We start from the raw sequence: 26,289 nt of genomic DNA on the forward strand, positions 1-26,289 counted from the left end.
CGACAACATCAAGATGACTGTTGAGCTAATCGTACCAATCGCGATGGACGAAGGTCTACGTTTCGCTATCCGTGAAGGTGGCCGTACAGTAGGTGCTGGTGTTGTAGCAACAATCGAAGAGTAATCTGTAGATTGTCGTAACACACATAAAAAAGGTCGCTTTGGCGGCCTTTTTTAATGCCTTTGTTGATACGATTTTATATCGCGACTATCGAAAAGGGTCGTTCTCTAATAAGAAGTACAGACCTTTTTATTATTATGCTTTAAAAGATGAACTCTTTGTCGAAGCAGTGACTTTACATCGCGATTTTAAAGATAGAATTTTTGTGGTGGGAGCGAGTTTACCTCGCGATAAACTCTTTGTCGTAGCAGCGATTTTATATCGCGACCAACGAAAAGGGTCATTCTCCTATTAAAGCATCATTTTTGTCGTTGTGATGGTTATAACGAACAATTCGATAATGTTCTTATATTTACTTTCGACAGCTTAAAATCCATATTCTCACCATTTAATCTCCCTATTCTATATGCTGATATCCTGCCACCAGTCACGTAAAAATTTGGTTAATTACGTAAAGGTGTGCACAATAAGCCCATATAAAACCTAAAATTAGGGAGTGTAAAGATGTTAGGTCTTTCGGCTCGAACGATTTCTGCTGTGCTCAGTATCACAATGTCACTATGTACTTTTGCAAGCTTTGCCAATGTAGATAAGGACAGATCCTATATTTTGGCGACAGCCTCATCTGGTGGCACTTTTTACCCAGTAGGTGTCGCGATTGCGACACTAACTAAGCTAAAAGTCACGCCGCAGCACGGTATGAGTGTGTCGGCCATTACCTCTGCCGGTTCTGGTGATAACCTCAAACTCATGCGTAATAAAGAAGCTGAACTGGCTATTTTACAGGGTCTTTATGGTGCGTGGGCGACGCAGGGGACGGGGGCAATGGCACCCGTTGGCAAACAAGATTATCTGCGTTCAGTGACTATGTTGTGGCAAAACGTAGAGCACTTTGTCATTGCTAAGAAGTATGCCAAAACGGGCAACGTCTCAGATTTGAAAAACCTATATTCACAAGGGTTTGGCATTGGTAAGCGTAACTCTGGAACGGAAGGTTCTGGGAAGCACATCATGGCTGCACTGGGCGTTGATAGTGACAAATTCACTTTGGTGCATAAAGGTTACGCGGGCTCTTCTAGCGCCCTACAAAATGGTCAGATTGCGGGAATGAATATTCCGGCAGGCGTACCGGTCAGCGCTATTACGAGTGCTTATGCAGCCGATGCCAATGGTATCACTGTGCTGGATTTCACTGATGAGCAGCTAAATAAAGTCAACGCTGAGGTAGAGTTATGGTCACGCTTCGAGATCCCAGCGAACACTTACCCCGGCCAAACTAACGCAATCAAAACGATTGCGCAGCCAAACTTTCTTGCAGCACATAAAGACATGAGTGAGGAAGATGTATATCTACTCACCAAGGCAATTTATGAAAATTTAGTCTTTCTTCAAACCATCCATAAAGCGACTAAAGCCATGGCGATAGAAAAGGCACTCATGGGACTACCTGCTAAGCTACATCCCGGCGCGCTGAAGTATTATAAAGAAATAGGTATTACCGTACCTGCTCATCTGCAGTAACGCCGCCAACTAAGTAAAACGGGATAGTATCTATCAATGAGTAATAGTAGCAATGAGCAAAGCACATTAGCAGTACCAACAGCGGCTCGTGAGCGGATCGCTTTTTATTTAGCGATATTCACGAGTTTGTTGCACCTCTATTTTAACTTGGTCGCCACTTGGCCGGATAATTATATTTCAGCCATCCATTTCATGTTATTTGGTAGCATTATCTTACTCACCTTGCCACTTAGAGTTGGCAAATTGGCAGTGCTTTCTAGCGTTATTGATATCGGGCTATTTATCGGTTTAATCGTGAGCTGCGGCTATCTTGTTCTATACAGTGATGCGTTGGCTGCGCGTAATTATGAATTTGCTACGGCTGACTGGATAGCATCTTCGACCGCTGTACTCCTCGCGCTTGAGTTGGTGCGGCGCTGTATGGGCTGGTTTATCCCGGTGATGATCCTACTGGCGATGAGTTATGTGCTGTTTTTGGGACAGTATATTGATGGTGTGTTTCATTTTGCTGGTTTAAGCGCTGAAACTATTTTGTTTCGCAATTACTTTGATGACGGCTTGTTTGGACCTATTGCTAAAATTTCTTGGACGTTTGTCTTTATGTTTATCTTGTTTGGCGCATTTCTAGTCCAAGCAGGAACTGGGGATTTTATCATTCGCTTTGCCAATGCACTTGTTGGCCGCATGGTTGGTGGGCAAGGACTTGTTGCTGTCGTGAGCTCGGGTATGATGGGCTCCGTATCGGGCTCTGCTATCGCGAATACAGCGGCAACTGGGGTGATCACCATTCCATTAATGAAGAAAGCTGGCTTTCCTGCAAAGTTTGCAGCAGCAGTTGAAGCCGGAGCATCGACGGGAGGTCAGCTGATCCCGCCGATTATGGGGGCAGGTGTATTTGTGATGGCCTCTTATACTCAAATTCCTTATCTTACGATAATTGCGGCGGCCTTTGTTCCCGCACTGCTTTATTTTGCATCTATTGCCATCTTTGTACGTATTCAAGCTAAACGTTTGAATATCCAGCCAGCATTAGAGTCAGGGCAATTGAGTGCTTGGCAAGAGCTGAAGTCCGGTTGGCATCATTTATTACCTATCGTGTTGCTCGTAACATTGATGATTTATGGCTTTACGCCAACTTATGCAGTCAGCATTGCGACGATCAGTGTGTGTCTGTTTTCTTTGTTTTCACCTGCGCCGATGAGGTGGTCAAAGATTTTGGCTGGGCTTGCAAATGCAACTGAAAACAGCGCCAAGACAGCAATATTATTGGTTGCCATTGGCATGCTGGTGAATTGTATTTCGATCAGCTCCTTAGGGGTTACTTTTTCTCTAATGATAAATGAATGGGCGGGAGCAAGCTTGATACTGTTGTTGGTATTGATTGCATTGGCCTCGTTAATTATCGGTATGGGACTGCCCGTGACGGCATCGTATATTGTATTGGCAACGCTTTCTGCACCGGCTTTGTATGGCTTGATCAGCCAGTCAGCACTGGTAGAGATCATAGTAAATGGTCAACTCAATGACACTGCGACGATGATGATGAGTATGATGGCGCCAGCACTAGGTGAGATATACAACCAGCCAAATATTACCACGGCTCAAGTGTTTACTATTTTGGCAAGCTTGCCGCCAGAGGCTATTGATATTATTCGCAGTAGCCAATTTGATGCCACGCATTTAGCCATGATGTTACTCTCTGCCCATATGATTATTTTTTGGTTATCGCAAGATAGCAATGTAACACCGCCGGTATGCTTGGTCGCGTTTACCGCTGCGGGAATTGCCAAAACACCGCCGATGGCAACAGGAATAGAAGCATGGAAAACGGCCAAAGCACTATACATCGTTCCTTTACTGTTTGCTTATACGCCGTTTATTGGGGGGAGTAACTTTGAGATCATGCAGGTTTTTTTCACTGCGCTTGTGGGAATGTACGCTTTGGTAGCAGCGATATACGGTTATGCAGAGGCAAAGCTCAATAAACCAATCAGGATAGGGTTAGCGCTTTTAGGTATCGCTTTAGTTTGGCCGCACCAAATAATCTCTGTAGATATAGCGGCGGCACTATGTGTTGTTGCTGTTGTTACAAAGCAAGTAGTAGATAATCGTCTAGCTTAAGCTTTGCTATGCACCATAAAGTAGGCCCCTAAATTGGGGCCTTATGATATTAGACGATATGTTGAATAGACTGATGTATTCGTGCCGGTAGCAGGGCTTTTAAGTACTGCTCTAAAGTATGTAGTGATTCTGTGCCGCGAATGCCAGCGGCTTCATCTTGTTCTATAAAGCCTTGCTCTTTTAGGCTAGTGACAAATGCGCTGAGCACTTTTTTGTCAAAAAACTCTGGGCTTTTGATGCCGTGTAAAGTTCCTAGTCGGTCGGCAAGAAGTGCACTTTCTTTTTCAAGCTCGCTACGACTTAATCCTTGATGACGCTTAACCAGGTTAATCGTGATTGCATAGCGTTCAAGCGTTAAGTGGATCACTTTACCTAGCATTTCTAATTGTGCCAACGCGCTACCATCTTTGTTAACAGAGGCTAGATGACCATCAAAGGTGATCAGATCCTTAGCCGCAAAGTATTCAAAAATAGACTCTATATATCCTGTCTTAAGGCCTGTTAAGAACCACTCTTTTGCAAACAAGGGATACAAAAGCGCTACCTCTTTACAGCACTCATCAACGGTTAAGCTGTAGCGGTTGAACAGTTGCTGAGCGATTAAGCTAGGTACGGCAAACAGGTGCAGAATATTGTTACGGTAATAATTAAGTAGAGCGCGTTCTTTTTCCTTAACACTAATGATGCTGCCAAAACTGTCTTCAATAATATCGAACTTATCAAGCTTAAGTGCATGATCGAGTAGGCCCTCAGAGCTCGAATCTGGCACCGTCGCATTGTCGTGATAAGGTGCATTTCTGTGTAATCCAAGATACAAATCAAGCTGTTGTAGCAGTTGTGATTTAGGCAGTGCAAACTGCTCGTTACTCAGCAAAATTGTCGCAAGCAAATTAACTGAGTTCAGTGCTGCTGAGTTATTTATCTCAGTCATGATGACATCAGCGAGATCGGCAACTTGCTTGTTCAGCCAAGCAGGCTTTTGAGTTTCGGTAGGGTGAATAGAACCACGCCAATCTGGTTGATGCTCATTTAAAAATTGGTTGACTGATATCGGATCGCCGAAATTTAAATACCCTCTACCATAGTTTTTAAGGTTCTTAATCGCCTTAAAAATACCAAAAATAGACTCATTTTTCTTACTGTTGCCAGCCAGCTCTTTGAGGTAGGTGTTGATCTCCATAACATGTTCGTAGCCGAGATAAACGGGCACTAATGATATAGGTCTATCAATGCCGCGAAGCATAGATTGCAGTGTCATTGCCAGCATCCCCGTTTTTGGTGGTAGAAGACGACCGGTACGACTGCGACCACCTTCGGTATAAAACTTAACGGAATATCCTTTGATAAATAACTGACTTAAATATTCCTTGAATACCGCGGAATAGAGTTTGTTACCCGAAAAAGAACGGCGAATAAAGAAGGCACCACTACGACGGAAAATCGGGCCCGCAGGGAAAAAGTTGAGATTAACGCCAGCTGCGATATGCGGTGGTACTAAACCCTGATGGTAAATCACATAAGTTAGAAGCAAGTAATCCATATGGCTACGATGACATGGCACGTAAATGATCTCGTGTCCTTTGTCTGCAAGCGCTTGTACTTTGTCTGAGTTATTAACTTCAATACCATTATAAAGCTTGTTCCACAGCCAAGTGAGGGCCCTGTCAGCTACTCGCACCATGGCGTCTGAATAGTTTGCGGCTATTTCGTCTAATAACCTAAGTGCTTGTAATCTTGCTTCTTCTTGACTTAGACCTTTTGCCTTTGCTTCGTCAGCAATGGCCTTTTTAATGCTTTGCGACGCTAAGATAGAATTAAATAGCTGCTCACGTGATGGCAATTTGGGGCCCGTAGCAGCCAATTTTTGACGACGGAAGTGCACGCGTGCAACGCGCAGCAGCTTATGTGGCAGTTCGTCAACGTCGGCTTTATCATTTAACAATTGATTGAGTTCAATCGGGCGGGAAAATCGAACAAAGTTATCCCTGCCTGAAAACAAGACCACAAAGCATTTGCGTAGCCAGCTTGGAGTTAATGAGTTGGATAATAAAGTTCCCACACCTGGCTTTTCTTTACCTGGATTACGACCCCACAATATGGTGACCGGAATAACTTGCGCATCGGTATTGTCGTCATCTTTTAAGGCTTCAAAAATTGCTTTGCTATGTTCAAGCGCATCACTTGGTTTATGACTATTACCAAAGACACTTGGCGGAGTCTGGATCCCAACAAAACGATTGAGCTCTTTATTGCCAATTCGCGCTTTTTGAGATGGTCTTGGTAAACCAAGCTTTTTACACATAACGTCTAGCGCTATCATGTCTGATACCGAGTCGAGTCTCGCTACATAGAATGTGGGAATGCTGGGATCTAGCTCGTAATCCTCGATGGGATGCTCTGGCAATACTTTACTTTTAACAAAAAGCCAGTTGCTACAGCGAGCGATGGTTGTAAGCAAATAAGAAAAAATCTGCATGGGAATACCGAACAATTATCATTAGCCATAGAATACCAAGATTTAACTGGACTGACCATTTACAAAGGCGTCATCCATGTTTTCTTGTCACAATATTTCTTTATAGAAGACTAACAGAAGCGAATGCTTGAGTAGAGTGAATTTTGTTCTATATGCTTTGTGTGAGTGAAATATTATGTATGTTCAATGTGCTTTATCTGCGCGACAGCGCCCACGGATCCGAGCGATAAAATTACTTTGTATTAGTTGTTGCATTTATCACCAATATCACTATAATATGCAGACTTTCTTGACCATAGCGTCTAGGAAAGTAAATGAAAGGTCTGGATTTCAGGCCCTATGAACAGGAACTCCAATTGTGAGTTCAACGGTAGAAATAAATTAACAACCGACTTCTCAGGAATAATTGAGTTAGTCTCGGTCGTTTTTTTATGCTCTTTTTAAATGCTCTTTTTATTTTGAGGTTTAAGAATGTCAAATCAACGCATTCGTATTCGCCTAAAAGCTTTTGACCACCGTTTGATTGACCAATCAACGGCGGAAATCGTGGAAACAGCGAAGCGCACTGGTGCACAGGTTCGTGGTCCAATCCCACTACCTACGCGCAAAGAACGTTTCACAGTATTGATCTCTCCGCACGTAAACAAAGACGCGCGTGATCAGTATGAAATCCGCACCCACAAACGTCTGATCGACATCGTAGAACCAACTGACAAGACTGTAGACGCTCTAATGCGCCTAGACCTTGCTGCTGGTGTTGATGTTCAAATCAGCCTGGGTTAATCGGAAGATTAGAGAGGTTTTAGGAAAATGGCATTAGGTCTAGTCGGTCGTAAAGTGGGTATGACACGTATCTTCACTGAAGATGGTGTATCTATCCCTGTGACAGTTATCGAAGCGACTCCTAACCGTGTTACGCAGATCAAATCTGACGCAACTGACGGTTATAACGCGCTTCAAGTTACTGCAGGCGAGAAAAAAGCAAGCCGTGTAAACAAACCAGCAGCGGGTCACTTCGCTAAAGCTGGCGTTGAAGCGGGTCGCGGCCTGTGGGAATTCCGTCTTAACGGCGGTGAAGGTGAATTTGAAGTAGGTTCAGAGCTAACTGTTGAACTTTTCACTGAAGTGAAAAAAGTAGACGTTACTGGTACTTCAAAAGGTAAAGGTTTCCAAGGTGGTGTTAAGCGCTGGAACTTCAGCATGCAAGACGCAACTCACGGTAACTCTCTATCTCACCGTGCTCCTGGTTCAATCGGTCAAAACCAGTCTCCTGGTAAAGTTTTCAAAGGTAAGAAAATGGCCGGTCAAATGGGTAATGTTCGTTCAACGACACAGAACCTTGAACTAGTACGTGTTGACGCAGAGCGTAACTTGCTTTTAGTTAAAGGTGCAGTACCTGGCGCTATTGGCGGTGACGTTATCGTTAAACCAGCTGTTAAAGCATAAGTCCTGGAGATTTAGTGATGGAATTAGCAATTAAAGGCGCTGGCGCGCTTGAAGTTTCCGAAGCTACTTTTGGACGTGAGTTTAACGAAGCATTAGTACACCAAGTAGTTGTTGCTTATGCAGCAGGTGCTCGTCAAGGTACTAAAGCTCAACTGACACGTTCTGAAGTACGCGGTGGTGGTAAGAAACCATTCCGCCAAAAAGGTACTGGCCGTGCGCGTGCTGGTACAATCCGCAGCCCAATCTGGCGCAGCGGTGGTGTGAGCTTTGCAGCTAAGCCGCAAGATCACAGCCAAAAAGTTAACCGTAAAATGTATCGCGGTGCGATCAAGAGCATTCTTTCTGAGCTTGTTCGTCAAGATCGTCTAGTAGTTGTTGAAAACTTTGGTCTAGAAGCACCAAAGACTAAAGAACTAGTAGCTAAGCTTAAAGAACTTGAGCTTAAAGACGTACTAATCGTGACTGAAGAAGTAGATGAAAATCTATTCCTTTCTGCACGTAACCTGTACAAGGTTGACACGCGTGACGTAGCTGGCATCGACCCAGTAAGCCTAATCGCTTTCGATAAGGTTCTGATTACTGCTGCTGCTGTTAAGCAACTTGAGGAGGCGCTAGCATGATCCGTGAAGAACGTCTTTTAAAAGTAATCCTTGCTCCACACATCTCTGAGAAGAGCACTGTATCTGCTGAAGAAAACAATACTATCGTTTTCAAAGTAGCTAAAGATGCAACTAAAGCTGAAGTTAAAGCAGCTGTAGAAAAGCTTTTCGAAGTAGAAGTAACTGGTGTTCGCACTCTAAATGTTAAGGGTAAGACAAAGCGTACTGGTATGCGTTTTGGCCGTCGTAGCGATTGGAAAAAAGCATACGTTACTCTTAAAGAAGGTAGCGAGCTAGACTTTGTCGGCGGCGCCGAGTAATAAGGGGAGTTAGAATTATGGCACTTCAAAAGTGTAAACCAACTTCTGCGGGTCGTCGTCACGTCGTTAAAGTGGTTAACCCTGATCTACACAAGGGTAAGCCTTACGCTCCGCTATTAGAGAAAAACTCTAAATCAGGTGGTCGTAACAACAACGGTCGTATCACGGTTCGTCACATCGGTGGTGGTCATAAGCAACACTACCGTGTAATCGACTTTACACGCACAAAAGATGGCATTCCAGCTAAAGTTGAGCGTCTAGAGTACGATCCAAACCGTAGCGCAAACATCGCTCTTGTATTATATGCAGACGGTGAGCGTCGTTACATTATTGCACCTAAGGGTCTTAAAGCAGGTGATGCAATCCAATCTGGTGTTGATGCACCAATCAAGGTTGGTAACACACTACCTATGCGTAATATCCCTGTAGGTTCTACTGTACACAACGTTGAACTTAAACCTGGCAAAGGTGCACAAATTGCACGTTCTGCTGGTGCTTACGTACAGATCCTTGCTCGTGAAGGTCAATACGTAACACTACGTCTTCGCTCTGGCGAAGTTCGTAAGGTTGAGTCTGATTGTCGTGCGACTCTTGGCGAAGTAGGTAACGCAGAACACATGCTACGTTCACTAGGTAAAGCTGGTGCAAATCGTTGGCGTGGTATCCGTCCTACAGTTCGTGGTGTTGCCATGAACCCGATTGACCACCCACACGGTGGTGGTGAAGGTCGTACTTCTGGTGGTCGTCACCCTGTATCTCCATGGGGCGTACCTACCAAAGGTTACAAGACTCGTAAGAACAAGCGTACTGATAAGTTTATCGTACGTCGTCGTACTAAATAATAGTTGAGGAATTGCCATGCCACGTTCTCTCAAGAAAGGTCCATTTATTGACCTACACTTGCTGAAGAAGGTAGAGAAAGCGTTGGAAAGCGGTGACAAGAAGCCAATTAAAACTTGGAGCCGTCGTTCAATGATCATACCTAACATGATCGGATTGACCATCGCTGTCCATAATGGTCGTCAGCACGTTCCTGTGTTCATCACAGACGAAATGATCGGTCACAAACTGGGTGAATTTGCACCTACACGTACTTACCGCGGTCACGCTGCGGATAAGAAAGCTAAGAAGCGTTAATCGGAGGGTATGATGGAAGCATTAGCTAAACACAAATTCGCCTCTGGTTCGGCGCAGAAAGCACGTCTAGTGGCAGATCAGATCCGTGGACTTCCGGTTGATCGCGCGCTAGAAATCCTGGCGTACAGCCCGAAGAAAGCGGCTGTATTAGTTAAGAAAGTACTTGAGTCTGCTATCGCGAACGCGGAGCACAACGAAGGTGCTGACATTGATGAGCTTAAAGTGGCTAAAGTATTTGTAGACGAAGGTCCTACAATGAAACGTATTATGCCACGTGCTAAAGGACGCGCAGACCGCATCCTTAAGCGTACAAGCCACATCACTGTTGTGGTATCGGATAGCTAGGAGATATAAGTAATGGGACAAAAAGTTCATCCTACTGGTATTCGCCTAGGTATCTCAAAGCCTTGGGTATCTACTTGGTACGCGAATACAAAAGATTTCTCTGAACAGCTTTTTGGCGATCACAAAGTACGTCAATACCTTACTAAGGAATTGAAAAGTGCTTCTGTAGCTAAGATCGTTATCGAGCGTCCAGCTAAATCAATCCGTGTAACAATTCACACAGCTCGTCCTGGTGTTGTTATCGGTAAAAAAGGTGAAGATGTTGAAAAGCTTCGCCAAGCTGTAACTAAGCTTGCTGGTGTACCTGCGCAAATCAACATCGCAGAAGTACGTAAGCCAGAGCTAGATGCACAGTTAGTTGCTGACGGTATCTCTTCTCAGCTAGAGCGTCGTGTTATGTTCCGTCGTGCTATGAAGCGCGCAGTACAAAACGCAATGCGTCTAGGCGCGAAGGGTATCAAAGTTGAAGTAAGCGGCCGTCTTGGCGGTGCTGAAATCGCACGTTCTGAGTGGTACCGTGAAGGTCGTGTACCTCTACACACTCTACGTGCTGATATCGACTACGCAACTTCAGAAGCTTTGACCACTTACGGTATCATCGGTGTTAAGGTTTGGATCTTCAAAGGCGAAGTAATTGGTGGTCTTCCACTAGTTCAAGAGCAAGAGAAGCCAGCTAAACGTGCGCCGAAGAAAGCTAAAAAAAGTGCTAAGTAAGAGGTAGCGACTAATGTTACAGCCAAAACGTACAAAATTCCGTAAGGTACACAAAGGCCGCAACCGTGGTCTGGCTACCAGCGGTAACAAAGTTAGCTTCGGTTCTTTCGGCTTGAAAGCGACTGGCCGTGGCCGTATGACTGCTCGTCAAATCGAAGCAGCTCGTCGTGCTATGACACGTCACGTCAAGCGTCAAGGTAAAATCTGGATCCGTGTATTCCCAGATAAGCCAATTACAGAGAAACCGCTTGAAGTTCGTATGGGTAAAGGTAAAGGTTCTGTTGAATACTGGGTTGCTGAAATTCAGCCTGGTAAAGTACTTTACGAGATGGAAGGTGTTTCAGAAGAGCTTGCTCGCGAAGCATTCGACCTAGCTGCTCGTAAATTACCTTTCAAAACAACATTTGTAACTCGGACGGTAATGTAATGAAAGCTAGCGAACTTAAAGACAAAAGCGTAGAAGAGCTAAATGCTGAACTTCTAGAGCTTCTTCGTGAGCAGTTCAACCTGCGCATGCAAGCGAGCACTGGTCAGCTAGCTCAAACTCACGAGCTTAAGAAAGTACGTCGCAATATTGCGCGTGTGAAAACGGTTATCAACCAGAAGGCAGGTGCATAATGAGCGATAAGATCCGTACTGTACAAGGTCGTGTAGTTAGCGACAAAATGGACAAGTCAATCGTTGTTGCTATCGAGCGTCAGGTTAAACACCCGATCTACGGTAAGTTCATCAAGCGTACAACTAAGTTGCACGCACACGATGAAAACAACACAGCACTAGCAGGTGACGTCGTGACTATTCGCGAATGTGCGCCAATCTCTAAGAAAAAATCTTGGACGCTAGTTGACGTGATTGAACGTCCTAAGAAAGCTTAATTTTAGTTTTTAACTAAATTAGACTTTTATAAAGCCCCGGCATCTGCTGGGGCTTTTGCGTTTCTGGATAATTTTTATAAATAGCTATCGAACGTCAGGTTATACCAATTTGTTTAATTAAGTGGTCTATTTTGGGGCGAGAAAATCTTGTCGATAACAAGGCAAAAATTTTGCTATTTAGTTGTTCTAAATGAGAAATTTTTAACGCTGTTAGCGTCAGATTTACTCCTTCAAATTGAGCAAGTATTAAGTCAAATTGGTATTAAGCACCCGATCTACGGTACTCTTTATAGAAAGAAAGCATCAAGCGTACAACTAAGTTGCACGCACACGATGAAAACAACACAGCTACTCACAGGTGACGTCGTGACTATTCGCGAATGTGCGCCAATCTCTAAGAAAAAATCTTGGACGCTAGTTGACGTGATTGAACGTCCTAAGAAAGCTTAATTTTAGTTTTTAACTAAATTAGACTTTGATAAAGCCCCAGCATCTGCTGGGGCTTTTGCGTTTCTGGATGTATGTTTGAGCGCAACGAAGATGGTTGGTTATTACCTCTATATACATATTTGTCCCAGAGTAGATAGTTTTATCACAGTGCTGGACGTAATGCGTCGCTCCTTATTCAACAAGCCAATCATAAATATGGAGCATTAAGGATCGTTACTTTACTTTGTTCGATTTTTAATCGGTACATTTCTTTACTAAATCAAAAAACACGACAATGATTATTGTATTAAATACAAGCTAATAGTTTTGGCATCTATGAATGCTGATGGGCTTATCTATAAATACAATGTCAGGTGCTTTTATGCTTTCTAAGTTAAGGTTAAGCCAACAATTATCTACTTCATTTGGAGTAATGATTGTACTTATGGTTGCACTCTCTAGCGTCGCTTATGTTGGATTGAATGGCGGTTATAGTAATTTTGTTGAGTATCGCTCTTTGGCAAGGGCTAGCAATCTAGCAAGTACATTAGAAGCGAATTTGCTCTCACTTAGGATCAATGTGCTGAATTATTTGAAGCAGCAATCAAAAGACGATATTGAACAATTTGAACAGAAGGTAAGGCTTTTACATGATGAACTAGCGGAAGCCAAGGAGGCTCTTAGTCAAAAAGAAAGCAAGCAGCTTATTGAGAAAAGTAAAACAGCTTTGGTTACATATGAAACTGCTTTTAGAGACATTATGGCACTTTATGGTCGTAGAAATACTGTGGTTCATGACGGGCTGGATAAAATAGGCCCTCAAATGCGCAAGAATATTTCGCAATTAATAGAATCTAGCATTGATATGAGTGACTTTGAAGGACTTGCCGCTGCTACACATATGCAGGAAAAGCTGCTGCTAGGAAGACTTTTCGTAACGAAATTCTTAGTGAGTAACCAGTTAAATGACTACAACAGAGCCATGGATGAACTAAAGCAAGAGAAGATGTTTCTAACTCAGTCTAAGTCTAGGTTTATGAATGAAAATGCAAAAAATTTACTGCTTGATATAGAACAATCAGGAGAACGCTACTTAGATGGAGTGAGAGAAGTACAAGATATTATCACAGAGAGAAATCGACTGATTACCGAAGTACTAAATATTAATGGTCAAAATATCGCAGAGCATTTGGCACGTGTGAAAGAATCGATCAAGGAAAGGCAGGATGAATTAGGCCCCATAGCTCAAACTGAGAGTAGGAAGACAGTAACAATTATTATTGCAGTATCTGTTGTGGTAATTTTGTTAGGCTGCTTTTTAAGTTGGTATATCACACGACTAATCAAAGCCCCTATTGGTGGGGAGCCAAAAGAAATCGCGGAAGTGGCATCAAGGATTGCCAGTGGCGACCTCACTATACAATTTGACAGAGGGGAATCAGTCAGCGGTATTTATTTGGCAATGCGTGATATGGCTGACAAACTAAAAGCCATCATTGCAGAAATTCAAAGCTCTACACATGCACTATCTTCCTCGTCAGAAACGCTTAGTGCTATCACCGCCCAGTCCAAACAAGGGGCGGACAACCAAATGGAGCAACTCAGTCATAGTGCTGTTTCGATGAATGAAATGGCTGCCACGATTGCTGAGATAACCCAAAGTGCTCAACTCGCAGCGGATGCCGCAACCGATGCGGATTCTCAATCTAATTCAGGTGTTCAAGTTGTCGTTGCAACACAGCAAGCAATGGAAGGTCTAGTGGGTAAAATAGAAAATGTTAGCCAGACCATTGAGAATCTTGAACAAGAAACAGAGTCGGTAGGTTCTATTTTGGATGTCATCAGGGGTATAGCGGAGCAAACTAATCTGTTAGCGCTCAACGCAGCAATTGAAGCTGCAAGGGCTGGTGAACAAGGGCGTGGCTTTGCCGTAGTGGCAGATGAGGTGAGAAGCCTTGCGAGTCGCACCCAAAAGAGCACGGACGAAATTCAAGAGATGATCTCTAAGTTGCAAAATGAAGCGAAGCGCTCCGTTGGCATGATGCGAGAGAACGTTAAAGATGCTAAAGATACAGCGGACAAGTCGGCGAAAACGGATGAAGTGTTACAAGCGATTTCTTCATCTGTGAGTACGATTAAAGATATGAATCTACAAATAGCCAGTGCTTCTGAGGAACAAAATACGGTTACACAGCAAATTTCGCAAAGTGTGACAGAAATCAGCGAAACCGCGCAAGAGACTGCAACGGGAGCGGAGCGGGCATCAGAGGAAGCGTTATCACTGTTGTCTTTATCCCGCGCACTAGATAAGTCGGTGAGCAGTTTTAGATTATAAGTGATGATACCAAGCATTGGGGGATAGCACTAAAGTGTGCTGTCTTTTTACTGTACAGCCGTTATGCTAGAGCAAACAATAAAAAATCATCACAGTTATGTTTTCTATCGGGCTGATCAGTCTTATTGCGCTGCTATATTTAGCGCTTTTATTTACCATTGCATGGGGCGCTGATAGGGCGAGTACTAAATTTAGATCTTATCGCGCCAAGCAAGTCACCTATGCCTTGTCACTAGGGGTGTATTGCACTTCTTGGGCGTTTTTTGGTACTACCGCGCAAGCGGCAAATAATGGCTGGTGGCTTGCCCCAACTTATGTTGGCACGATTTTACTGTTTATATTTGGTTGGCAAGTCTACACACGAATTGCTGAAATATGCCGCCAGCAGCAGCTCACTTCCATGGCGGACTTTATAGCCACTCGTTACGGTAATTCTTCTAGTTTGTCTGGACTCATTTCTCTGATCTCTGTTATTGCGGTCGTGCCTTATATTGCCCTTCAGCTCAATGCTACCAGCGCCAGTATCGGTATGCTAACAAGCGACACTCAGCGGGTGAGTGTCGCGTTTTGGCAGGATAGTACTTTTTACATCACCTTGCTGTTAGTCCTTTTTGCTATTTTGTTTGGCACACGTAGGCTAAGACCGAGTGAGCATAACCCGGGATTGATGACTGCCATCGCCTTTGAGTCATTAGTTAAGTTGCTGGCGTTTATTGCTGTCGGTGTTTATGTCTGTTTTGTGCTCTTTGAATCGCCCACTCACTTATTTAACCAAGCGGAGCTGCAGGGAATTACCAAGCAAATAGAGGCATCGGCTAGCCCAACCTATGTTTATTTAGTCCATGTTCTTTTAGGGGTATTGGCAACGCTTTGTTTACCGAGGCAGTTTCATACCTCTTTTATTGAATATGATGAACAAAACCAATTTAAGACCGCACGCTGGTTATTTCCCGTTTATTTGTTGTTGATTAATTTGTTTATTTTGCCAATCGCCTACGCCGGACTGGTGTATTTTAATGGTCAAGATGTTGGCTACGATACGTTTGTGCTCGCTTTACCACTGGGATCTGACGCACCGTTAGTCGCTTTGATAGCCTTTTTAGGAGGGTTCTCTGCGGCGACGAGCATGGTGATAGTCTCAGCCATCGTGCTATCTATCATGATCACCAATGACTTTATCAATCAATTTTTGTTGCGCCGCTCGCAGTTAAATTCGAGCCATCGGGGTTTATCTAAGTTTAATCTGCTCAATGCTCGACGGGTGGTCATTGTTGGCATTTTATTACTGAGTTATGCCAGTCATCGCGTGCTTGCTGAGGGCAACACGTTGGCCAATATGGGGCTCATGTCATTTGCCTTGGTTGCGCAGTTTGCGCCCGCGATGGTGGTTGGTTTATGGTGGCGTGGGGCTTCATGCTTAGGCGCGCAATTGGGGATTGTGACAGGGTTTGCTATTTGGTTTTACACGCTGTTGTTACCGAGCCTCATTAGTGGCTTTAACTTCGAAAGTCACTGGTTGAGTGCAGGACCTATGAATATCATATGGTTAGCGCCTTTAGATTTTTTGGGTCTGGGGTTAGACAGTACGAGCCAGTCCGTCCTGATCTCTTTAAGTGCAAATTTGTTGGTTTATTTGCTGGTGCCGTTTATTTCATCTGCACGTCTTGCTGAGCGCTTACAAAGCAATAAATTTGTAATGCCGTCCAAATCTGCACAATCCGCAAACACGGTATTGAGTTACCAAGACTTGGCAACATTACTGCAGCGCTTTAGCGAGCAAGCACGTGCGCAGCAGCTTGTTGAGCTTCATTTTCCTAAAGAGCCTGCAAACTGGAAACAGCCAGCGCCATTGCAAGTTGAAAATATGATCGAGCGGGAGATGTCGACGCTCGTTGGAGGGGCATCTGCGAAACTGATTTTAGATGTCGCCAAAGATGAAAAACGCCAGCCTTTAGAGCAAGTTGCAGAATTTGTCGATGAAGCGTCACAGGTGCTACGTTTTAATCGCGACTTACTGCAGTCGACGATAGAAAACGTCAGTCAGGGGATAAGTGTAGTAGATAGCCAACTGCAATTGGTCGCTTGGAACCAGCGCTACGCAGAAATGTTTAATTATCCAGACAATGCGTTGTTTATCGGGCGTCCTGTGGCTGAGCTTATTCGTTACAATGCGCAGCGTGGACTATTTGGTGATGCCGATGTCGAGCAGCAAGTAGAGAAGCGTCTATCACATTTACGACGAGGCAATGCGTATCGCTACCGCCGCGAGCATCACGATGGTCGAGTGTTTGAAATGCAAGGTAACCCATTGCCTGGAGGTGGATTTGTAACGACCTATACAGATATCACCGAGTTTGTAAAACAACAATCCTTACTAGAGCAAGTTAATGTCAATCTAGAAGAAACGGTTGCGGCAAGGACCAAAGAGTTGATAGACGCCAACCGTGCTTTATCTTCTGCGAAACGCCAAGCGGAACATGCAACGGAGAGTAAGACCCGCTTTTTCGCTGCAGCGAGTCATGATCTGTTACAGCCATTTAACGCAGCGAGCCTGTTTTGCTCATTGATGAGTGAAAAGGCCCAAGGGACCGACTTAGCTGAGCTTTCGCAAAGCATCAAAAGTTCATTGGCAAGTGCTGAAGAACTGTTGTCGAGCATTCTTGAACTCACAAAATTAGAGGCTGGGGCGTTTAAGGTTAACCGCTCGCGCTTTGCATTGTCGTCACTGCTGGAACCATTGGAAAATGAATATGGGGCGGTTGCGAAAGACAAAGGGTTAGCGTTTGCGGTGCAGGTTTGTGATGTCATGCTCTACACCGATAAAGCTCTCCTAAAAAGGGTATTGGGGAACTTACTGAGTAACGCTATCCGTTACACTGAGTCTGGTACGGTAAGACTTATCGCTGAATGTCAGGGGGAGAGTGTTTCTATCATTGTTGAAGACACTGGCGTGGGCATTGCAAAGCAAGATCAGGACGCCATATTTCAAGAGTTTAAACAGCTGCATAGTAAAGAGCTGGCGCAGGGGTTAGGACTTGGACTTGCGATCAGTAAACGAATTTGCGAAGTGTTGGAAATACCCATCACCCTTGGCTCACAACTTAATAAAGGCACGCAATTTACCTTAACACTGCCAAGTTATGGAATGCAGACGGATCAAAAGACCGAAGTAACCGCTGACAAGCCCAGCGGTGATTCGCAATTATCGGGTCTGTCTATTTGGTTGCTCGATAATGATGCCAACGCGCTTAATGCACTATCTCAAGTATTACTGAGCTGGGGGTGTCAGGTGGCCGTAGCGCGAGATGAGGCAGAGCTTAGCGCGCTGCAAGCAACGAGCCGGGCTGATATGCTGATCGCGGATTATCAGCTTGATCATGGTGTCACTGGACTTGAGGTAATAGCAGCGCTTGCGCTTGATGATATGGCAATCATTATTAACACAGCTAACCACGACGAGGCTATTCGAGAGCGAGTGAGTGATGCAGGGATCCCATTACTCTATAAGCCACTCAAAACGCCTGCCCTAAAGCGCATGATTAAGCGACTAATCTAGTTGTTTATGTGCTCGCTTCATCGTCGAGATGTACATCCGTAGCCAGCTGATTAAAGAGGATCCCAGCTTGGGTGCGGTTATACACATTGAGCTTTTTTAAAATAGCTGAAACATGCTGTTTGATGGTGGTCTCTTGAATCGACATTGCATACGCAATCTGCTTATTCAAAAGGCCGTCGGCAATCATGGTTAATACTCGATATTGCTGGGGAGTTAGTTTTTCTAAATTACGTGCAAATTGTGCTTGTTCGCTGTCATTTTCAGGCGCAATATCCACGATTTCAGGTAACCAAGTTTCTCCTTCAATAACGAGTTTGATGGCATCACTGATCACCTCTAGTGAGGAAGACTTGGGAATATAAGCGCTTGCCCCGAGGGCAATGCATTGGCTAATAACGGCTGCCGATTCGTTGGCTGAAACCATGATCACTAATATGTCTGGATACTGATTTCTTAACCGGGCAAGACCTTCGAGACCTTTCGCGCCAGGAATAGATAAGTCCAAAAATACTAGCTCTGTTTCAGGATGCGCGAGCAACATCTCGAATAAGCTGTCTAAGGTACTGGCTTCTTTGATAGGGTCATGACCGATCGCTTGTGCAGCGGCTTGTTTGAGAGCGCTGCGAAATAATGGGTGGTCATCAGCGATGATTGCTTGCACCTGAGACATCCTTAACTAACTCCTAGTATCCGTTGTTATAGGGTATTTCCAAAACTACATCAAGTGATTGAGATAGCGAGGCTTCCTTGCAGCCTCGCTTTCGATGCTAAAAACGATAACCTACGGTAAGCGAAACGGTTCTTGGGTCGCCAAAGTAGCCTATCAAAGTATTATCACCACCAAGCCCCGGCGTATATTTACTCACATTACTCGGATCGCTCGGATCTGGTGTCACGAACTGATAGCCTCCTATCATATATTCTTCATCGGCCAGGTTTTTCCCATGAAGACCAACACGCCAATTGCCATCTGTGCTATACCAATTAATACTCAGATTGACTAAACCATAGCTATCCTGCGTCAGTAGGCTATCTTCCTCAAATAAGACATAATCACCACGATGGTAGTAGCTGGCATTGAATACCCAATCGCCAATATCGCTGTAGAGTTTATATGTCGCCCCAAGGTTAAAAGTTAAATCAGGGGTGTTAGAAATACTAAATCGGTCTGATTTGTCAAATGTCGCACCCGTGTCTGGGTTAGTATCGAGTACCTCTTCGAAGTCGCTGTCTATATATCCTATCGCGGCGTCAAAACTCAGCGCCTCTGTAGCGACATAGCTCAGCTCTGCTTCAATACCATTTGCTGTAGACTTACCAATGTTACCAAGTCGTTGGTTTAGATCGGCAGAAGTTGCACCAGGCAATACGGAAATATATTGGCGGTCTTTGTGATCTAATGTGAATAGCGTGATATTGGCTCTTAGATTGTCGTTCCATTCGCTTTTCATACCGATTTCGAATGAATCTACGATTTCAGGGTCTGCAGCAGGCTCTGCGGTGCTAGCTCTGGGGTTGAAGGTGCCGGATTTAAATCCTTGAGCATAGCTGGCAAAGAACATGATATCGCGGTTGTATTGATATTCCACTCCCACTCTTGGCGTAAACCGTGACCAATCTTCTTCATCATCAAGCACTGACGGTACGAGCTCACCGGCAGGGCGTGTATAACCTGGGATCCAATTTGATTCGGGATACACGACATCAAAGACCAAACCATTACTGACTTGTGCTTCTTTACTGTCTTTAGTGTAACGAGCGCCCAATGTGAGCGACCACTGCTCTGCTAAATCAATGGTGCCTTGAATATACGCGGCTTTACTATTTGAGTTGTTACAACCACTCACTTCTCGCGTAAGACCGAGAGCGCCCAAGCTTTGTCCTAATACCTCCAAAATTGCTTGGAATTGGCCGCATGACTCGCCATCGTAATAATATAGACCTGAGACAAATTTGTAGTCGTTACCTGCATGGCTTAGCTGTATCTCATGCGTGGTTTGTTCATCATCATAAATGGCGGGTACATCAAAGATCCGCAATGGCGTATTATCAAAGTCGATATTGGTCGGGGAATAACTATCTCGGCTAGCACCGATGTATTTTATTGTGGTGGCGTCAGAAAGATCCCAGCGAGCGGTCAAACTATATCCTTCAAGTTCGACTTTATTCCAGGTTGGCATACTGGTGTAAGAATCAAATACGCTGTCAGGCACGGGAGCGTCAGTCAGTAAGCTCGGCAACAAGCGATAACCCCCTTTAGAGTTAGAGTCATCGTCGGTTTTATCCCATGCTAAACGGAAGAACAAGTCGTCGCTTGGACGATATTCCAAGGTTAACCGTGCAGCTTGAATTTCTTTATTGTAGTTTTCCTTATCTTGGCCGGGTAGCGTTGAAACCTTGAACTCGCCAAAACCATCTCGATTTAAAGTAGCAAAGCCATAACCTAAGTAGAGTGTGTCTTCCACGAGCGGCAATTGACCTGTGATCTTAAGGTCGCGTTGATTATAACTACCAACAGTCCCTTCCACGTTAAAAGTCGCATCGCCAGACATTTCCTTAGTGACATATTTTATAGCGCCACCAATAGTGTTTTTGCCATATAGCGTTCCTTGCGGTCCACGTAATACTTCAATCTGTTGTACATCAAGGAGGTCGAGTACAGCCCCTTGCGGCCTTGCCAAATAAATGTCATCGACGTAAATGCCGACACCGGGTTCATAACCCCATAATGGGTCTTGTTGCCCGACACCACGAATAAAGGCAGTGAGGGTAGAGTTAGTGCCTCGGCTAGCTTGAAGCGTGGTATTGGGTGAAAACTGCTGGACTTCAGAGAGTACCGAGATGCCATTTTCGAGTAGATCGGTTTCACCGATAGAAGTCACTGCAACTGGAACGGTTTGAAGGTTTTCTACCGTCTTACGCGCCGTGACTTCAATGCGTTCTAGCTTGCCTTCTGATTGTGTTGCTTGTTCTGCTGCCGCTGGGTTGACTTGAGTTGCGAGTGTAATAGCCAACGCGATAGCTGAATATCTAGGTTGGTAAATGTTCATCCTGTGGTCCCTATTATTGTCATTTTGGGTGCTTGTTGTCACACCAAAGCATAGGGGAGTTGTAAAGTTTTTCTATTAGTACCTTAGTACTAATACCTTGATACGCTAGGATTAACACGGGGTGTAGGGCTTCTATAACCTTAGTACTATGGTTTTTATTGCGCCTGCACGCCACACTGATATTCATCAACAGCATGCCCAACACATCAATTTATAACGGGCATTAATAACAATAAAAGGAAGCCCTTATGCTCAGTATGCTTGGACTGGCAGGAGGACTTGGCCTGCTTATTTGGCTAACTCTCCGTGGCGTAAACTTGTTTATCGCAGCTCCACTTTGCGCTTTATTGGTCGCATTCACGAGTGGCGTTGCGCTATTTCCCACAGAAGCTGTCGAAAGCAGCTTTCTTACACTTTATATGGATGGCTTTGCTGGCTTTTTGAGTGCTTGGTTTTTCATGTTCTTGCTTGGCTCTTTGTTCGGTAAGTTCATGGAAGACAGCGGTGCTGCCGACAGCGTGGCACGCTATATTGTCGATAAGTTAGGTATGAAACATGCGGTATTAGCAGTGGTGATTGCCTGTGCTGTGTTAACGTATGGCGGCGTCAGTGTTTTTATTGTCGCTTTCTCTGTCTATCCTATGGCGCTTAGCTTATTTAAAGATGCCAATTTACCAAGGCGCTTTATTCCCGCAACTCTGGCCTTCGGCTCAGTCACCTTTACCATGACTTCGGCAGGCTCCCCTGAAATCCAAAACTGGATCCCAATAAAATATTTGGGTACCTCACCTTATGCAGCTTGGGAAGTCAGTCTAGTGGTTGCCACATTTATGGCTATTACTGGCTATTGGTGGTTGAAAAAGATGATAGCCAAAGCGGTGGCAAATGGTGAGCACTTTGAGGCGAAAGAAGATGACCCTGAAATCTATGAACGTAACTATCCTCATCCAATCACTGGCGTACTGCCTCTAATCGTGGTGTTGATTTTATCTTTTACACTTCATGATGTGCTGCAGCAAAGTGCACTTATTGTAGCTCTACTTGGCGGTGTACTCAGTATTGTCGCTATTAACTTTAAGCATTTTCACAACATAGGAGCCGCGATTAACTTAGGTACAACTGGGGCGCTAGTCGCTATCGGTAATACCAGTGCGGTAGTGGGTTTTGGTGCGGTAGCAAAAAACACCGAGGCATTTCAATTTGCGGTCGAGTTGATGACACAAATGCCGGGTAATGAGCTACTTGGCGCCGCTGTGGCGGTAAGTGTAATAGCCGGTTTAACCGGTTCGGCATCCGGTGGGCAAGCTATTGCGTTACCTTTAGTGGCACCACACTACATTGATGCGGGTGTCAATCCAGAACAATTACACCGTGTTGTCGCTATTAGCTCAGGCGCTTTGGATACCTTACCGCACAACGGTTATGTGGTCACAACCATTCGCGCCATCTGTAAAGAAACACATCAACGAGCATACTGGTCCATGGCTGCGTTGACTGCGGTCGTGCCGCTGGTGGGCGTTGCCCTCGCATTAACCCTATTCATCTTATTTTAACGGAGAGATACAGCAATGAAGCGGATTTTCCTGTTACTTTTGTTCGTTGCCAGCAATATTGTCTATGGCAGTGAGACAAACAAATCTATGCTAGTTGAAAAGCGGGCATTTACACTCGCGCATTTTACTACAGAGTCTGGAGTCAGCATTCCTGACGTTAAGGTCGGCTGGGAAAGCTATGGCAAATTAAATGCCGACAAAAGCAATGCAATTTTGATCACGCATTTCTTTTCAGGCACATCTCACGCTGCGGGTAAGTATCGAGAGTCTGACGTATTGGCAGGTTACTGGGATGCCATTATCGGCCCGGGCAAAGCGATAGATACTAACAAATACTTCGTGATAAGTTCAGATACTTTGGTCAACGCAAATTGGCATAATAAAGATGTGATCACAACGGGCCCTGCATCCATTAATCCAAAGACGGGCAAACCTTATGGCTTGGATTTTCCCGTGGTGACCATCGGTGATTTTGTTGAAGTGCAAAAGCAACTACTGGATAGCTTAGGTATCGACAAACTACATGCGGTGATGGGCGCGTCTATGGGGTCTTTCCAAGCGTTAGAATGGTCGGTGCGCTATCCCGAAAAAGTGTCACGTTTAATTCATGTGATTGGCGCGGCAAAGATGGATGCTTGGACCGTTGCGGCGTTAGAGAAATGGGCTTTACCTATTCGACTTGATCCAAATTGGCAGGGCGGGGACTACTACGACGGGGAAAGGCCGCTTGCTGGACTGACTGCCACGATGCTTAATATTACTCAAGACGCGATGCACCCCGCTATTTACAACGCCAGTTTTCCAGACTTTATTGTGCTTGATCCCAAAGCAAAACAAGATATTCGTCAGCTTCCTAAACTCAGCCAAACGCTAGCCACGCGCGCACGAGCGAGGGCTGAAACGCAAGATGCGAATTCAATCTTGTATTTAGTCCGCGCCTCGCAACTATATACCGCAGGCATGCAAGGTAATTTTGATAGCGCTATCGATAAAATCACAGCAAAGGTTTTGTTGATGCCTGCAAGCAATGACTTGTTATTAAGGCCTGAGCCCATTCGTAAGCTAGCAGAAACCCTAAAAGCCAAGAATAAAGACGTGCAGATCACAGAGATAGAAGGTGCTTGGGGACATTTAGACGGTATTTTTTCAATTCAATCACAGGCTGACACCATTGCTCAGTTCTTAGCAAAATAATCAAGGAGCGACGATGAAGACGGCGTTGATCACAGGGGCTGCAAGTGGCATTGGTCGCTATATCGCGATGGCCCTGAGCAAACAAGGTTACAGCTTATTGCTCGTAGATTTGAACTTAGCGCAAGCACAGACGGTAGCCGAGTCTATCGTCAGTGACGGAGGAAATGCACAAGCGTTTGCGCTCAATATCGCTAATAAGCAAGACATCGCTGACTTTGTCCGTCAGCACGATAACATTGATGTGCTTATCAATAACGCAGGCGTGCAACATGTTGAAGCACTGGAGCATTATCCAGAAGATAAATGGCAATTGCTGCAAGACGTGATGCTAACAGGCCCGGCCATGTTGTGTAAGGCGGTATTGCCGCATATGCGTAAAGGAGGCTTTGGTCGCATCGTCAATATTGGTTCTATCCATGCTTTAGTCGCTTCTAAATATAAGTCTGCTTATGTCGCTGCAAAACATGGGTTGATGGGATTTGGTAAAGTATTGGCGCTGGAAACCGCAGACTGCGATATCACCGTGAACACCATTTGCCCCGCTTATGTAAAAACCCCATTGGTAGAACAGCAAATTACCGCGCAAGCGAAACAGCATGGGATCAGCGAAGATGAAGTGATAAACAATATCATGTTGGCACCAATGCCGAAAAAGGCCTTTATAGGGTTGGATGAGATTGCCCATGCTGTCAATTTTTTACTCGCAAATGAGTCACGCAACATTACTGGCCAAGCCATTGTATTGGATGGCGGCTGGACAGTGCAATAGGAGGAACGATGGCTGGATTTGATAAGGTAGTCGTAAGCTACGAAGAGGCAATGGCAGGACTGTGTGATGGCATGACCGTGATTGCGGGGGGCTTTGGTTTGTGCGGGATCCCAGAAGGTTTGATAAGCCAAATACGCCACATGGGCACAAAGGACTTAACCGTGGTTTCTAATAACTGCGGAGTAGACGGGTTTGGTTTAGGGATTTTGCTTGAGGATAAGCAGATCCGCAAAATGGTGGCTTCTTATGTGGGAGAAAACGCCTTGTTTGAGCAGCAGTTATTGAGCGGTGTATTGGAAGTTGAGTTAACCCCACAAGGGACACTTGCAGAAAAGATGCGCGCAGGTGGAGCTGGGATCCCCGCTTTTTACACCGCAACAGGCGTTGGTACACCCGTCGCTGAGAGCAAAGAGGTAAAAACGTTTGGTGATAGAGAATATATTTTAGAGCCGAGTATTAGGGGAGACTTTGCCATTGTAAAAGCGTGGAAAGCAGACCGTTTTGGCAATTGTGTTTATCGCCACACCGCCATGAACTTTAATCCAATGGCTGCAACGGCTGGAAAAATTACCGTCGTTGAAGTGGAAGAAATTGTAGAGCCCGGCGAAATCGAACCGAGCCAAATTCATACCCCCGGAATTTATATCGACAGAGTGATTCTAGGGCAGTTTGAAAAACGCATCGAAAAACGTACTGTGAAGGAGCAAGCGTAATGGCATTAACCAGAGAGCAAATGGCCATGCGAGTGGCACAGGAATTAAGAGATGGGTTTTATGTCAACCTTGGCATTGGGATCCCCACGCTGGTGGCCAATTATGTGCCACAGGGCATGGATGTGATGCTGCAATCGGAAAATGGTTTATTAGGCATGGGCGCTTATCCGGCCGAGCAGGAAGTGGATGCGGATATGATCAATGCGGGTAAGGAAACCGTTACGGCCCGTACGGGAGCCGCCATTTTTAGTTCGGCAGAAAGCTTTGCAATGATCCGTGGTGGTCATGTGGACCTGACGGTGCTTGGCGCTTTTGAAGTAGATCAGCAAGGTAATCTTGCCAGCTGGATGATCCCAGGTAAGCTTATCAAGGGCATGGGTGGCGCGATGGATCTTGTCGCTGGGGCTAAAAATATAATTTGCACCATGACGCATGCGAATAAACAAGGCGAGTCCAAGCTGCTACAGCACTGCAGTTTACCGCTCACCGGCGTAAACTGTATCAATAAGATAGTAACCGATCTTGCGCTGCTTGAAGTCAAAGAGGGTGCATTTCATTTACTTGAGCGAGCTCCAGGTGTTAGCGCCTCGGAAATTCAAGCCAAAACCGCAGGCATGTTGATTTGCCCAGATGACGTACCGGAGATGGTGTTTAGTTAGGATTGAGCTAAAGCTGAGTTACCACGCTATGCACGCAGCTGGCTGTAACGCGAGCTGCGCTACATTTGTCATTCTGCGCTGCTGTCACAGGGTGGCTTGTAATCAACATACCTTCTCAGTTATCTAAAAGTCCTATTTTTCCCCTTAATTATCGCTCAGCTGCTTAGTATGAAGAAAATGCACTTTTATCTAGGGCCTGTTGACCTTTGCTGTTTGATTTTTGTTCTCCTGAGTGTGTTTTGGTCGCGACGCTCGACTTGCCGCCTAGTGATCTAGGCAAAAGTTGAGCAACAATGAACAAAGCGCACTCAGGTGAACCCAAAGGGCAGCGCTTGATTGGCATTTCTACTTTGTTA

At 45.0% G+C, this 26,289-nt stretch carries 23 protein-coding genes and 2 pseudogenes; 22 read left to right on the plus strand and 3 right to left on the minus strand.

The annotated features are described in order from the left end of the window. The 3 genes and pseudogenes from tuf to NH462_RS14865 form a co-directional block, all read left to right on the plus strand. A pseudogene (gene tuf, locus NH462_RS14855) lies at positions 1-124 on the plus strand (elongation factor Tu); the annotation flags it as partial. A 501-nt stretch (positions 125-625) separates the two neighbouring features. Next, complete coding sequence (locus tag NH462_RS14860; RefSeq protein WP_010376395.1) at positions 626-1,642, plus strand: TAXI family TRAP transporter solute-binding subunit; 1,017 nt, start codon at positions 626-628, stop codon at positions 1,640-1,642. A gap of 36 nt (positions 1,643-1,678) precedes the next feature. Further along, positions 1,679-3,763 carry a TRAP transporter fused permease subunit gene (locus NH462_RS14865; RefSeq protein WP_253106373.1) on the plus strand — a complete coding sequence of 695 codons (2,085 nt, stop codon included), beginning with the start codon at positions 1,679-1,681 and terminating at the stop codon, positions 3,761-3,763. Between the two features lie 49 nt (positions 3,764-3,812). Here NH462_RS14865 and plsB read toward each other — a convergent pair whose 3' ends face one another. Continuing rightward, positions 3,813-6,239 (minus strand): glycerol-3-phosphate 1-O-acyltransferase PlsB, encoded by a 2,427-nt coding sequence (gene plsB, locus NH462_RS14870; protein ID WP_010376392.1) that lies wholly within the window; start codon positions 6,237-6,239, stop codon positions 3,813-3,815. Between the two features lie 471 nt (positions 6,240-6,710). Between plsB and rpsJ the strand changes: the two genes are divergently transcribed. From rpsJ to NH462_RS14940, 14 genes and pseudogenes are all read left to right on the plus strand, one after another. Beyond that, positions 6,711-7,022 carry a 30S ribosomal protein S10 gene (gene rpsJ / locus NH462_RS14875; protein ID WP_010376390.1) on the plus strand — a complete coding sequence of 104 codons (312 nt, stop codon included), beginning with the start codon at positions 6,711-6,713 and terminating at the stop codon, positions 7,020-7,022. 27 nt (positions 7,023-7,049) lie between these two features. Then, the gene (gene rplC / locus NH462_RS14880; protein ID WP_010376387.1) at positions 7,050-7,685 is read left to right on the plus strand and encodes a 50S ribosomal protein L3; all 636 of its coding nucleotides are present in this window, start codon (positions 7,050-7,052) and stop codon (positions 7,683-7,685) included. A 17-nt stretch (positions 7,686-7,702) separates the two neighbouring features. Further along, the gene (gene rplD / locus NH462_RS14885) at positions 7,703-8,305 is read left to right on the plus strand and encodes a 50S ribosomal protein L4 (protein WP_088529602.1); all 603 of its coding nucleotides are present in this window, start codon (positions 7,703-7,705) and stop codon (positions 8,303-8,305) included. Further along, a complete protein-coding gene (gene rplW / locus NH462_RS14890) occupies positions 8,302-8,604 on the plus strand; it encodes a 50S ribosomal protein L23 (protein ID WP_010376382.1) in 303 nt (100 codons plus the stop codon). Before rplD ends, rplW begins: the two co-directional genes overlap by 4 nt. 17 nt (positions 8,605-8,621) lie before the next feature. Then, positions 8,622-9,446, plus strand: a complete 825-nt coding sequence (rplB, locus tag NH462_RS14895) for a 50S ribosomal protein L2 (protein ID WP_010607737.1) — start codon at positions 8,622-8,624, stop codon at positions 9,444-9,446. A gap of 16 nt (positions 9,447-9,462) precedes the next feature. Further along, the gene (rpsS, locus tag NH462_RS14900; protein WP_010376377.1) at positions 9,463-9,741 is read left to right on the plus strand and encodes a 30S ribosomal protein S19; all 279 of its coding nucleotides are present in this window, start codon (positions 9,463-9,465) and stop codon (positions 9,739-9,741) included. A 12-nt stretch (positions 9,742-9,753) separates the two neighbouring features. Further along, on the plus strand, positions 9,754-10,086 hold the full coding sequence (rplV, locus tag NH462_RS14905; RefSeq protein ID WP_010376375.1) for a 50S ribosomal protein L22: 333 nt from the start codon (positions 9,754-9,756) through the stop codon (positions 10,084-10,086). Between the two features lie 12 nt (positions 10,087-10,098). Continuing rightward, entirely contained in the window at positions 10,099-10,800 is a 702-nt protein-coding gene (gene rpsC / locus NH462_RS14910) for a 30S ribosomal protein S3 (RefSeq protein ID WP_010376374.1), read from the plus strand. A gap of 13 nt (positions 10,801-10,813) precedes the next feature. Continuing rightward, positions 10,814-11,227: a 50S ribosomal protein L16 gene (gene rplP / locus NH462_RS14915; protein WP_010376373.1), complete on the plus strand. Its 414-nt coding sequence runs from the start codon at positions 10,814-10,816 to the stop codon at positions 11,225-11,227. Further along, complete coding sequence (gene rpmC, locus NH462_RS14920; protein ID WP_010376372.1) at positions 11,227-11,418, plus strand: 50S ribosomal protein L29; 192 nt, start codon at positions 11,227-11,229, stop codon at positions 11,416-11,418. Before rplP ends, rpmC begins: the two co-directional genes overlap by 1 nt. Further along, a complete protein-coding gene (gene rpsQ / locus NH462_RS14925) occupies positions 11,418-11,675 on the plus strand; it encodes a 30S ribosomal protein S17 (protein WP_010376371.1) in 258 nt (85 codons plus the stop codon). Before rpmC ends, rpsQ begins: the two co-directional genes overlap by 1 nt. Before the next feature lie 261 nt (positions 11,676-11,936). Continuing rightward, a pseudogene (locus NH462_RS23040) lies at positions 11,937-12,125 on the plus strand (30S ribosomal protein S17); the annotation flags it as partial. 361 nt (positions 12,126-12,486) lie between these two features. Continuing rightward, positions 12,487-14,439: a methyl-accepting chemotaxis protein gene (locus NH462_RS14935; RefSeq protein WP_026345609.1), complete on the plus strand. Its 1,953-nt coding sequence runs from the start codon at positions 12,487-12,489 to the stop codon at positions 14,437-14,439. A 97-nt stretch (positions 14,440-14,536) separates the two neighbouring features. Continuing rightward, positions 14,537-17,995, plus strand: a complete 3,459-nt coding sequence (locus NH462_RS14940) for a PAS-domain containing protein (protein WP_253106374.1) — start codon at positions 14,537-14,539, stop codon at positions 17,993-17,995. Positions 17,996-17,999: 4 nt separating this feature from the next. Here the strand turns inward: NH462_RS14940 and NH462_RS14945 are convergent, their stop codons facing one another. Next, on the minus strand, positions 18,000-18,665 hold the full coding sequence (locus NH462_RS14945; protein ID WP_253106377.1) for a response regulator transcription factor: 666 nt from the start codon (positions 18,663-18,665) through the stop codon (positions 18,000-18,002). Between the two features lie 97 nt (positions 18,666-18,762). Next, positions 18,763-21,045, minus strand: a complete 2,283-nt coding sequence (locus NH462_RS14950) for a TonB-dependent receptor (RefSeq protein ID WP_253106381.1) — start codon at positions 21,043-21,045, stop codon at positions 18,763-18,765. 248 nt (positions 21,046-21,293) lie between these two features. Here NH462_RS14950 and NH462_RS14955 point away from each other — a divergent pair, with 248 nt between their 5' ends. The 5 genes from NH462_RS14955 to NH462_RS14975 are packed head-to-tail and all read left to right on the plus strand — an operon-like array spanning position 21,294 to position 25,933. After that, positions 21,294-22,598 (plus strand): SLC13 family permease, encoded by a 1,305-nt coding sequence (locus NH462_RS14955; RefSeq protein ID WP_253106382.1) that lies wholly within the window; start codon positions 21,294-21,296, stop codon positions 22,596-22,598. A gap of 15 nt (positions 22,599-22,613) precedes the next feature. Continuing rightward, positions 22,614-23,792 carry a homoserine O-acetyltransferase gene (locus NH462_RS14960; RefSeq protein WP_253106383.1) on the plus strand — a complete coding sequence of 393 codons (1,179 nt, stop codon included), beginning with the start codon at positions 22,614-22,616 and terminating at the stop codon, positions 23,790-23,792. 13 nt (positions 23,793-23,805) lie between these two features. Beyond that, the gene (locus tag NH462_RS14965; protein ID WP_010376360.1) at positions 23,806-24,561 is read left to right on the plus strand and encodes a 3-hydroxybutyrate dehydrogenase; all 756 of its coding nucleotides are present in this window, start codon (positions 23,806-23,808) and stop codon (positions 24,559-24,561) included. Positions 24,562-24,569: 8 nt separating this feature from the next. Further along, on the plus strand, positions 24,570-25,274 hold the full coding sequence (locus NH462_RS14970) for a CoA transferase subunit A (protein WP_253106384.1): 705 nt from the start codon (positions 24,570-24,572) through the stop codon (positions 25,272-25,274). Beyond that, positions 25,274-25,933, plus strand: a complete 660-nt coding sequence (locus tag NH462_RS14975) for a 3-oxoacid CoA-transferase subunit B (RefSeq protein ID WP_253106385.1) — start codon at positions 25,274-25,276, stop codon at positions 25,931-25,933. The genes NH462_RS14970 and NH462_RS14975 overlap by 1 nt, the downstream gene beginning before the upstream one ends. Positions 25,934-26,289 lie beyond the last annotated feature (356 nt).

Source organism: Pseudoalteromonas sp. OANN1, assembly GCF_024124685.1.
In the GTDB taxonomy this organism is placed as follows: domain Bacteria; phylum Pseudomonadota; class Gammaproteobacteria; order Enterobacterales; family Alteromonadaceae; genus Pseudoalteromonas; species Pseudoalteromonas piscicida.

Excerpts from the sequence above, each read along its gene's own strand:
- NH462_RS14860 (WP_010376395.1), top strand. The coding sequence starts at position 626 with ATGTTAGGTCTTTCGGCTCGAACGATTTCTGCTGTGCTCAGTATCACA.
- NH462_RS14865 (WP_253106373.1), top strand. The coding sequence starts at position 1,679 with ATGAGTAATAGTAGCAATGAGCAAAGCACATTAGCAGTACCAACAGCG.
- plsB (WP_010376392.1), bottom strand. The coding sequence starts at position 6,239 with ATGCAGATTTTTTCTTATTTGCTTACAACCATCGCTCGCTGTAGCAAC.
- rpsJ (WP_010376390.1), top strand. The coding sequence starts at position 6,711 with ATGTCAAATCAACGCATTCGTATTCGCCTAAAAGCTTTTGACCACCGT.
- rplC (WP_010376387.1), top strand. The coding sequence starts at position 7,050 with ATGGCATTAGGTCTAGTCGGTCGTAAAGTGGGTATGACACGTATCTTC.
- rplD (WP_088529602.1), top strand. The coding sequence starts at position 7,703 with ATGGAATTAGCAATTAAAGGCGCTGGCGCGCTTGAAGTTTCCGAAGCT.
- rplW (WP_010376382.1), top strand. The coding sequence starts at position 8,302 with ATGATCCGTGAAGAACGTCTTTTAAAAGTAATCCTTGCTCCACACATC.
- rplB (WP_010607737.1), top strand. The coding sequence starts at position 8,622 with ATGGCACTTCAAAAGTGTAAACCAACTTCTGCGGGTCGTCGTCACGTC.
- rpsS (WP_010376377.1), top strand. The coding sequence starts at position 9,463 with ATGCCACGTTCTCTCAAGAAAGGTCCATTTATTGACCTACACTTGCTG.
- rplV (WP_010376375.1), top strand. The coding sequence starts at position 9,754 with ATGGAAGCATTAGCTAAACACAAATTCGCCTCTGGTTCGGCGCAGAAA.
- rpsC (WP_010376374.1), top strand. The coding sequence starts at position 10,099 with ATGGGACAAAAAGTTCATCCTACTGGTATTCGCCTAGGTATCTCAAAG.
- rplP (WP_010376373.1), top strand. The coding sequence starts at position 10,814 with ATGTTACAGCCAAAACGTACAAAATTCCGTAAGGTACACAAAGGCCGC.
- rpmC (WP_010376372.1), top strand. The coding sequence starts at position 11,227 with ATGAAAGCTAGCGAACTTAAAGACAAAAGCGTAGAAGAGCTAAATGCT.
- rpsQ (WP_010376371.1), top strand. The coding sequence starts at position 11,418 with ATGAGCGATAAGATCCGTACTGTACAAGGTCGTGTAGTTAGCGACAAA.
- NH462_RS14935 (WP_026345609.1), top strand. The coding sequence starts at position 12,487 with ATGCTTTCTAAGTTAAGGTTAAGCCAACAATTATCTACTTCATTTGGA.
- NH462_RS14940 (WP_253106374.1), top strand. The coding sequence starts at position 14,537 with ATGTTTTCTATCGGGCTGATCAGTCTTATTGCGCTGCTATATTTAGCG.
- NH462_RS14945 (WP_253106377.1), bottom strand. The coding sequence starts at position 18,665 with ATGTCTCAGGTGCAAGCAATCATCGCTGATGACCACCCATTATTTCGC.
- NH462_RS14950 (WP_253106381.1), bottom strand. The coding sequence starts at position 21,045 with ATGAACATTTACCAACCTAGATATTCAGCTATCGCGTTGGCTATTACA.
- NH462_RS14955 (WP_253106382.1), top strand. The coding sequence starts at position 21,294 with ATGCTCAGTATGCTTGGACTGGCAGGAGGACTTGGCCTGCTTATTTGG.
- NH462_RS14960 (WP_253106383.1), top strand. The coding sequence starts at position 22,614 with ATGAAGCGGATTTTCCTGTTACTTTTGTTCGTTGCCAGCAATATTGTC.
- NH462_RS14965 (WP_010376360.1), top strand. The coding sequence starts at position 23,806 with ATGAAGACGGCGTTGATCACAGGGGCTGCAAGTGGCATTGGTCGCTAT.
- NH462_RS14970 (WP_253106384.1), top strand. The coding sequence starts at position 24,570 with ATGGCTGGATTTGATAAGGTAGTCGTAAGCTACGAAGAGGCAATGGCA.
- NH462_RS14975 (WP_253106385.1), top strand. The coding sequence starts at position 25,274 with ATGGCATTAACCAGAGAGCAAATGGCCATGCGAGTGGCACAGGAATTA.